Raw genomic sequence first — 7,248 nt, 5'->3', positions numbered from 1 at the left:
GTCGAAGCCAAAGCGGCGGGCCGCGGCCCCGAGCGCGTCCGCGCCAAGCCTGGGGGCGAGCATCACGAAGGTGGTGTTGCACGACCAGGCAAAGGCCAGGCGCAGGCGGGTGTCTCCGAACGCCTCGCCCTCGAAGTTGCGAAACGACTTGCCGCCCACTGTCGCCGCGGGCGGGCATGACACCGGGCCGTCCGCGCCCATGCCCCCAGCGAGCAGCGCTTCCGCCGTGACGACCTTGAACGTCGAGCCGGGCGGATAGCGGCCGGTGAGGGCCCGGTTCATCGGCTGATCGAGCGGTCGGCTGGCGACGGCCAGGATGGCACCCGTGGCGGTGTCCACCGCGACGAGCGCCGCCGGCTGGACCACGCCCTCCAGTGCGGCCTCCGCGGCCGACTGCACCTCCGGGAGCAGCGTGGTGGGCACGGGCACCCCCGGCGTCCCTTCGAAGAGGCGGAGGACGCGCACCTCTCCGGACGGGCGGGTGAGGCGCACCTCGCCGGAGGGGCTCCCCCCGAGCTGCCGCTCATAGGCCAGCTCCAGCCCGGACAGACCCACGACATCTCCCCGCTGGTAGGTGGGGCCCAGTTGCGCGAGCAGATCGGCCGTCACTTCCCCTACCCGGCCCAGGGTGTGCGCGGCGAAGCCCTCCGCCGGGGAGAGCCGGGCACCCTTGCGGCGGAAGAAGATGCCGGGCACGGGCGCCAACGCCGGACGCACCAACTGGTAGCGCTCGGGCCGCACGTCGATGATGGGCAGGAAGCGCTCGGGTGTCACTCCCGGTGCGTTCAGCACCTTCTCCAGCCGCGCCGGATCAACACCGAGCTGCGCCTGGAGCGCCGAGGCAACGGCGGCACGACTCTGGATGCGCCGCGGCTCGACACCAATGGTGATGACCTCGCCCTCGTGGGTGAGGGGCTGGCCGCGTCCGTCGAGCAGGTCGGCCCGCACCGGGCGCGTCCGCGTGCGGGAGAAGCGGTCCCCCTCGCGCGCCTCCGGGTGCAGCACCGCCGGAGTCCAGCGCACCCACCAGCGCCCCTCGCGGCGCACGAGGCGCAGCGTGCCGTCCACCTCCCACTCGCCCAGCCCGCGCAGCACATGGATGGCGCGGAAGGCCACCCTGGCGCTCTCCGCCTCGAGTTCGACGCGGCCGGGCTCGAAGCGGGAGGAGACGATGCGCAGGTCGTCGCGGAAGCGCTGGTGCTGCGCCTCGAGGCCGGCTGGCGCCTCGACCACCGCGCCTCGCAGGGTGGCGAAGTCACCCTCGGCCCACGCCCGCAGGTAGACCTGGGCCGCATCGAGCGGCCCCTGCTCGGGCCGCGTTTGTACGGAGACGCAGGCCGCCAGCAACAAGGCAGCCGCGGCACTGACTCCAACCCTCAACCCTCGCCGTGACACGCGGCGCACTGTGCTGCGGGCAAGCGACGAGTCAAGGAATCCGGCGAAGGACGAGCGCATAACCCGGCTGCTCGAGCGCCATGCTCCGTCGTACCTGGGCCACCCGGCGGTAGGCCGGCAGTCGCGTCGATACGCGCATGACGAGCAACACGACGGCCGCGACCGGCAGCACCCTCGTCGCCCAGGAGCCCGGGCCCAGGACGAACAGCAACACCGTGGCGACGATGAGGAGCATGACGCCGACAGGCTGGATTATCTCCATCGCCGCATCGACCCGCCGCTCCTCGGGGGTGAGTCGGCGGTTCAGCATCTCCTCGTCGTGGCCCTTGGGGTACTCGAGCTCGTACAGCTCGAACCCGTACACACCCGAGGGCACGTCGGCCGCATGACCCATGTGCGGGTGCTTCTTCAGGAACGCGTCATCCTCCCGGAACACGTACTCGATGCCGGTGAAGTAGAGACGGCCTCCGGGGACCTGGAACGTCGGGAGCTGCGCGAGGGGCCGTGCGTACTGGCGGAGGTCGGGCGGCATCGCCTCGTCGACCCACAGCCCGAGCGTGTAGGAACCATCCGCGCCTGTGTCCCACCAGTACAACCGACCGACGGCCGCCAGCTCCTCGAGGGCCTCGGCCGCGTCCTCGCGGAGCCGGCCGTCGAAGTTCGCGGGCAGGGCGATGGGATCGAAGAGGCACAACCCGGCCGCGTCGGTGCCGGCCGAGAGCGACCGTTGCATGGCCGGCAAGGTACCGAGGCGCTCGTCCCTCGACAATAGTTCCGAGGCTCTGCAACCGCTTGGTAACGTCACGCCACGCGGAGGAGGGACGATGCACCCCATCCGTGAAACGGAGCAGGCCCATGGCTGACACGCGGCTGCACACGACGACGAGCCTCTGCGCGAAGTGCAAGCGCACCGTCCCCGCGGAGCTGTGGCGGCGCGGGGAGCAGGTGGTGATGGCCAAGGCCTGCCCCGAGCACGGCATGGCGGAGGTGGTCATCTCCTCGGACGCCGACTGGTACGAGCAGGTGTCGGCGTACCCGCCGGAGCTGGCGGCACCGACCGCGCGCAAGGAGGTGTCCCAGGGCTGCCCGTACGACTGTGGCCCCTGCACGAAGCACGAGCAGCGGCTCCAACTGCCCATCGTGCCCATCACCTCGGCGTGCAACCTCGACTGCCCCATCTGCTACACGCACAACAAGAACGGGGGCGCGTGGCACATGAGTGAAGAGGAGCTGCGCGCCCTCCTCCGGCACCTGCGCCAGGCCGCGCCCGAGCGGCGCATCATCAACCTCACCGGTGGCGAGCCCACGCAGCACCCGGCCTTCGAGCGGCTGGTGGAGCTGTGCCACGAGGAGGGCATCCGCCGCATCACCATCTCCACCCACGGCATGCGCTTCCTCAAGGACGAGTGGCTGCTGGAGAAGCTCGCGCGGTTGGACGCGCGCGTCATCCTCTCGTTCGACTCCTTCGAGAAGCAGGCCAACCGGGACATGCTGGGCGGGGACTTCGCGGCGCCCAAGCAGCGCGTGCTGGCGCTGCTGGAGAAGCACGGCGTCAACACCACGCTGCTGCCCGTGCTGGCGCGCGGGGTGAATGACCACGAGGTGGCGCGGTTCATCGAGCTCGCGCTGTCCAAGGACTTCATCCGCAGCCTGGAGCTGCACACCCTCACCTTCACCGGACAGAGCGGTGCGTCCTTCGCTCGAAGTGCGCGGTACACCACGGTCGACGTCCTCCGGGACATCGAGCGGCAGACGGGTGGGAAGCTGCGTGTGCGGGACTTCGTGCCCTCCCCGGCGGCCCACCCACTCTGTTACCTCGTCACGTACGTGCTGAGGCTCGGGCCGGAGCGCTGGCTGCCCTTCACGCGCTTCATGGACTGGAGGGACCTGCGAGCCCTCTTCGGCGGCGCGCTCTACCTGGAGCCCGGGCCGGAGCTGGAGGGCAAGCTGCAGGACCTCATCAACCGGCTGTGGGCGGGCGAGCTGGAGTGTGAGGAGCGCGACGAGGTGCTCGCCGCGCTCAAGCGGCTCACCCAGGAGCTCTTCGCGCCGGGACTCTCGGAAGAGGAGCGGCTGCGCATCGCCGAGGCCAACACCAAGGCGCTCTACGTCCACGCCCACATGGACGAGGAGACGTTCGATACCGATCGCATCCGAGCCTGTCCTGTCGGCGTGCGCGAGCCGGATGGCACCAACGTGCCCTCCTGCGCCTACAACGTGCTCTACCGTGAACGGGACTCGCGCTTCATGAAGGCGCCCCGTCCACCGCTGCACACGCTCGGGCCGGGGCGGAAGTAGGCAGGGCACATCCCCTGTACCCCTTCCGAGGGGGGATGCTCCGTGAAACGTTCGGTGCCACCGGAGATTCCCGGGTTTCCCAGGAAAACTTCACCCGCACCGCAATCACAGACATCGCGTGGTGTATAAAGACTGAATTGCACGTGGCCATTTCCGTGGATCGTGGCCATTTCGGTGATTCGTGAGTCTGGCTTTATGTCAAAGCCATCCGCACGACCCCCGAGGTGCCACATGCCATCCAGCTCCCCTTGGTTGTCGCTGTTGGTCCCGAGTCTGTTGTTCATCCACACCTTGAGCGGAGCGACGCCCGAAGCCTCGGCGGCTCCGAAAGCCAGCGGTGTGTGCAGGAAGTGTCCACCGGACGCCGGGACCGATGGTGGCACCGGCTCGGATGGTGGCACCGGTTCCGACGGTGGCACGGGCACGGATGGCGGGACGCCGGACGCGGGGACAGGCTCCGATGCGGGCACGCCGGACGCGGGCACCGGCTCCGACGCCGGGACGCCTCCGCCCACGAGCTGCCTCGGCCAGCCGCTGCTCCAGTCCCTCGGGAAGGACCACGTGCTCCTCGGCGGGAAGACGAACGACGACGTGGCCGGGCTGGCCCCGTTCGATCTCCGCTACATCTATCTCGCGGGTGGCCTGTTCGATTCGGCACAGGCATGCACCTCGTGCCTGAGCTGCACCTCCGCGGGGCAGTCCTGCTCCAACTTGAACCCCAATGGCTGCGGCTGGCATGGCTGCTGGCAGTGGGATCAGCTCGCGCCGGGGCAGTTCCTGCGCGACTTCCTCCTGAAGACCACCACCTTGGGACAGATCCCGATGATCACCTACTACGAGATCCTCCACACCAGCCGTGTGGCCGAGGGCCCGCAGGAGGTCGCCAAGGCGCAGGACGTTGCACTGATGCAGCGTTACTACAATGACTGGCGTTTCGTGTTGCAGCAGATTGGCAGCAAGACTGTCTTCCTTCACGTCGAGCCAGACTTCTGGGCCTATGCCCAGCAGGTGAACACGAATCCCCGCCTGATTCCGGCGGCGGTCGCCTCGGCCAATCCCACGGACTGCGGCACGGTGGAGAACAGCATCGCCGGCATGGGCCGCTGCATGATCGCCATGGCCCGTAAGTACGCCCCCAACGCCCGCATCGGCCTGCACGCCTCGGCGTGGGGCACGAAGATCGACGCCATGATGAACAAGGATCCCTTGCTCGACGTGGAGGCCGAGGCGCGCAAGACCGCGGACTTCCTCCTCCAGTGTGGCGCGGGCGCCGGGGACTTCATCGTGGTGGAGACGAGCGACCGCGACGCGCAGTACTACCAGGTGCGTCTGGGGCGCAACAGCTGGTGGGATCCGACCAACGCCACGCTCCCGAACTTCCGACAGGCCTTCCGGTTCGCCAAGGCGCTCTCGGAGCGGATGAACCTGCCCAACCTGTGGTGGCAGGTCCCGGTGGGCAACATGGCGATGCCCGGCTACGACCAGCACTGGAAGGACAACCGCCTGGACTACTTCCTGGACCATCCCCAGGAGGTCGCCGCCGCCCATGGAATCGGGGTGATCTTCGGCGCGGGGGAGCAGCTCCAGACGAACCCCTCCACCGACAACGGGCACCTGCTGCTGCGGACGAACGACTACTTCTTGGGGGGTGGGCAGCCCGCCTGTCCCAACACCCCCACGCCCTGAACGAGGGCGCCGGAACGGCAGGCGTCAGGCGGTGCGGCCCTGACGCTTGGCCTCCGCGAGGTTCACGAACGTCTTCACCGAGAACAGCGCGAGGATCTGCACCGGGCGTAGGCCCGGCTTGATGCGCTCGGCGGCCTCGGGCATCAGCTCGCGCAGCCGCGCGAGCCCCGCATCGGAGATGACTCCGGCCGGGGCAAACTCCTCGTCCGTCATGTCCCCGCGCGCCGCGCGCTCCATCTCACCGCGGGTGATCTGGATGCCAAAGGCGCGCTCCAGCTTGAAGACGATGTCGAGGAAGTCGAGCGACTCGGCGCCCAGGTCCTCCATCAGGTTGTGCTCGACCTGGACCTCGGAGACCTCCCGGGCGAGCGCCTCGGCGATGACCTCGCGGACGACCTGGGCCACGTCCTTCTCCACCTGCTGCGCGGGCTGCGTCATGGCGTATCCCCTCCTCCGGGCCCATCTTCGAACCACGTCACCACCCGGTCCAGCCCCTTGCGCGGCTGCACCCGCGGCGCCTCCGCTGGCCACCCCAGGGCGATGGCTCCCACCATCCTCCAGGGCTCGCGGATGTCCAGCAGCGCACCGATGCGGTCCTTCGCCACCATCGGCCCCGCCATCCAGCACGCGCCCAGGCCCTCGGCGTGCGCCTGGAGCAGCAGTGCCATGCAGGCGGCGCTCGTGGAGCACAGCTCGGCCTGCATCGCGCTCGCGGTGTGGAAGTCCCGGGGGTTCGCGCCCCCGGACTCCAGCAGGTTCGCGATGAGGTCCGGGTACTCGCGGTACTGCGGCACCACGATGGCCGCCGCGCTCTCCAGCGGCTCGTGGAAGAAGTCACCGTAGTTGCCGAAGTCCTCCGCGTGGTGGCCCCGGCGGATGATGGCCTTCATCTCCTCGGCGCGCTCGCGCACGGCGGTGGCGATCGCCCGGCGCTGGCTCGCGTGGGTGACGACCGCGAAACGCCACGGCTGGCGGTTGGTGTTCGAGGGCGCCGTCGTCGCGGCCTGCATCACCCGCTCCAGCACCTCGCGCCCGACGGGGTCGGCTCGGAAGGCCCGCACGCTGCGGCGCGTGCGCAGCCAGGTCAGCATGTCCTCTCCGGTCTTCATTCGAGCTTGAACCCTCCGTCCACGTTCCACACCTGGCCGGTGACATAGCTCGCATCGTCACCGCAGAGGAAGGCGACGACCCGGGCCACCTCCTCGGGGCGCCCCAGGCGACGCAGGAGGACGCGGCGCTTCAGCTCGTCGGGTGCCAGCGCCTGGAGGTCGGAGGTCATGTCCGTCTCGATGAGACCGGGGGCCACAGCGTTGACCCGGATGCCACGCGGGGCCAGCTCCACCGCCAGGGCCCGGGTGAAGGACTCCACCGCCCCTTTCGAGGCGGCGTAGTTGCTCTGCCCTCGGCCGGGGCGCTGCGCCGACACCGAGGAGAGCGTGACGATGGACCCCCGCCGCCGCGCCATCATCCGGCGGCTCGCCTCGCGACAGCAGTTCACCACGCCATCCAGGTTGACCCGGAGGACGGCCTCGAAGTCCGCGGGCTCGCTCGCGCCCAACAGGGTGTCCCGGGTGATGCCCGCGTTGCACACCAGCACGGAGGGCTCCCCGAGCGTCTCCTCGAGCCGCCGGAACATCTCGGCCACCTCGGAGGCGGAGGACACGTCCGCGCGCAGGGCACAGGCCTCCACTCCGAGTGCGCGGAGAGATTCCACCGTCTCGCCGGCCTGGGCCTCGTTCTGGCGGAAGTTGACGCCCACCGCATGGCCGCGTTTCGCCAGCTCCAGGGCGATGGCACGTCCAATTCCTCGCGAGGCTCCGGTCACCAGCGCAATGGGTCGAGTCATGGCACCACCTCCTCACACTCTGG

7 protein-coding genes are annotated in these 7,248 nt (G+C 69.6%); 2 read left to right on the top strand and 5 right to left on the bottom strand.

The features are described 5' to 3' along the window. Both VF697_RS18520 and VF697_RS18515 read right to left on the bottom strand, forming a co-directional pair. The coding region (locus VF697_RS18520) for a penicillin-binding transpeptidase domain-containing protein (protein WP_331096805.1) at positions 1–1,455 on the bottom strand (1,455 nt) is incomplete at its 3' end. Next, positions 1,427–2,128, bottom strand: a complete 702-nt coding sequence (locus tag VF697_RS18515; protein WP_331096803.1) for a hypothetical protein — start codon at positions 2,126–2,128, stop codon at positions 1,427–1,429. The genes VF697_RS18515 and VF697_RS18520, both read right to left, overlap by 29 nt. Positions 2,129–2,250: 122 nt before the next feature. Here VF697_RS18515 and VF697_RS18510 point away from each other — a divergent pair, with 122 nt between their 5' ends. Further along, the gene (locus VF697_RS18510; protein ID WP_331096801.1) at positions 2,251–3,693 is read left to right on the top strand and encodes a radical SAM protein; all 1,443 of its coding nucleotides are present in this window, start codon (positions 2,251–2,253) and stop codon (positions 3,691–3,693) included. 339 nt (positions 3,694–4,032) lie between these two features. Next, positions 4,033–5,379 (top strand): hypothetical protein, encoded by a 1,347-nt coding sequence (locus VF697_RS18505; RefSeq protein WP_331096799.1) that lies wholly within the window; start codon positions 4,033–4,035, stop codon positions 5,377–5,379. A gap of 24 nt (positions 5,380–5,403) precedes the next feature. Here VF697_RS18505 and VF697_RS18500 read toward each other — a convergent pair whose 3' ends face one another. From VF697_RS18500 to VF697_RS18490, 3 genes are read right to left on the bottom strand one after another with little or no spacing between them, the layout of a single operon-like run. Continuing rightward, entirely contained in the window at positions 5,404–5,817 is a 414-nt protein-coding gene (locus VF697_RS18500; RefSeq protein ID WP_331096797.1) for an acyl carrier protein, read from the bottom strand. Continuing rightward, positions 5,814–6,488 (bottom strand): nitroreductase family protein, encoded by a 675-nt coding sequence (locus VF697_RS18495; RefSeq protein WP_331096795.1) that lies wholly within the window; start codon positions 6,486–6,488, stop codon positions 5,814–5,816. The genes VF697_RS18500 and VF697_RS18495 overlap by 4 nt, the downstream gene beginning before the upstream one ends. Then, positions 6,485–7,225: an SDR family NAD(P)-dependent oxidoreductase gene (locus VF697_RS18490; RefSeq protein WP_331096793.1), complete on the bottom strand. Its 741-nt coding sequence runs from the start codon at positions 7,223–7,225 to the stop codon at positions 6,485–6,487. Before VF697_RS18490 ends, VF697_RS18495 begins: the two co-directional genes overlap by 4 nt. Positions 7,226–7,248 lie beyond the last annotated feature (23 nt).

The sequence above is a fragment of the Archangium sp. genome, assembly GCF_036388035.1.
Taxonomy (GTDB): Bacteria; Myxococcota; Myxococcia; order Myxococcales; family Myxococcaceae; genus Archangium.
This window is presented reverse-complemented; position numbering and strand designations above follow the sequence as displayed.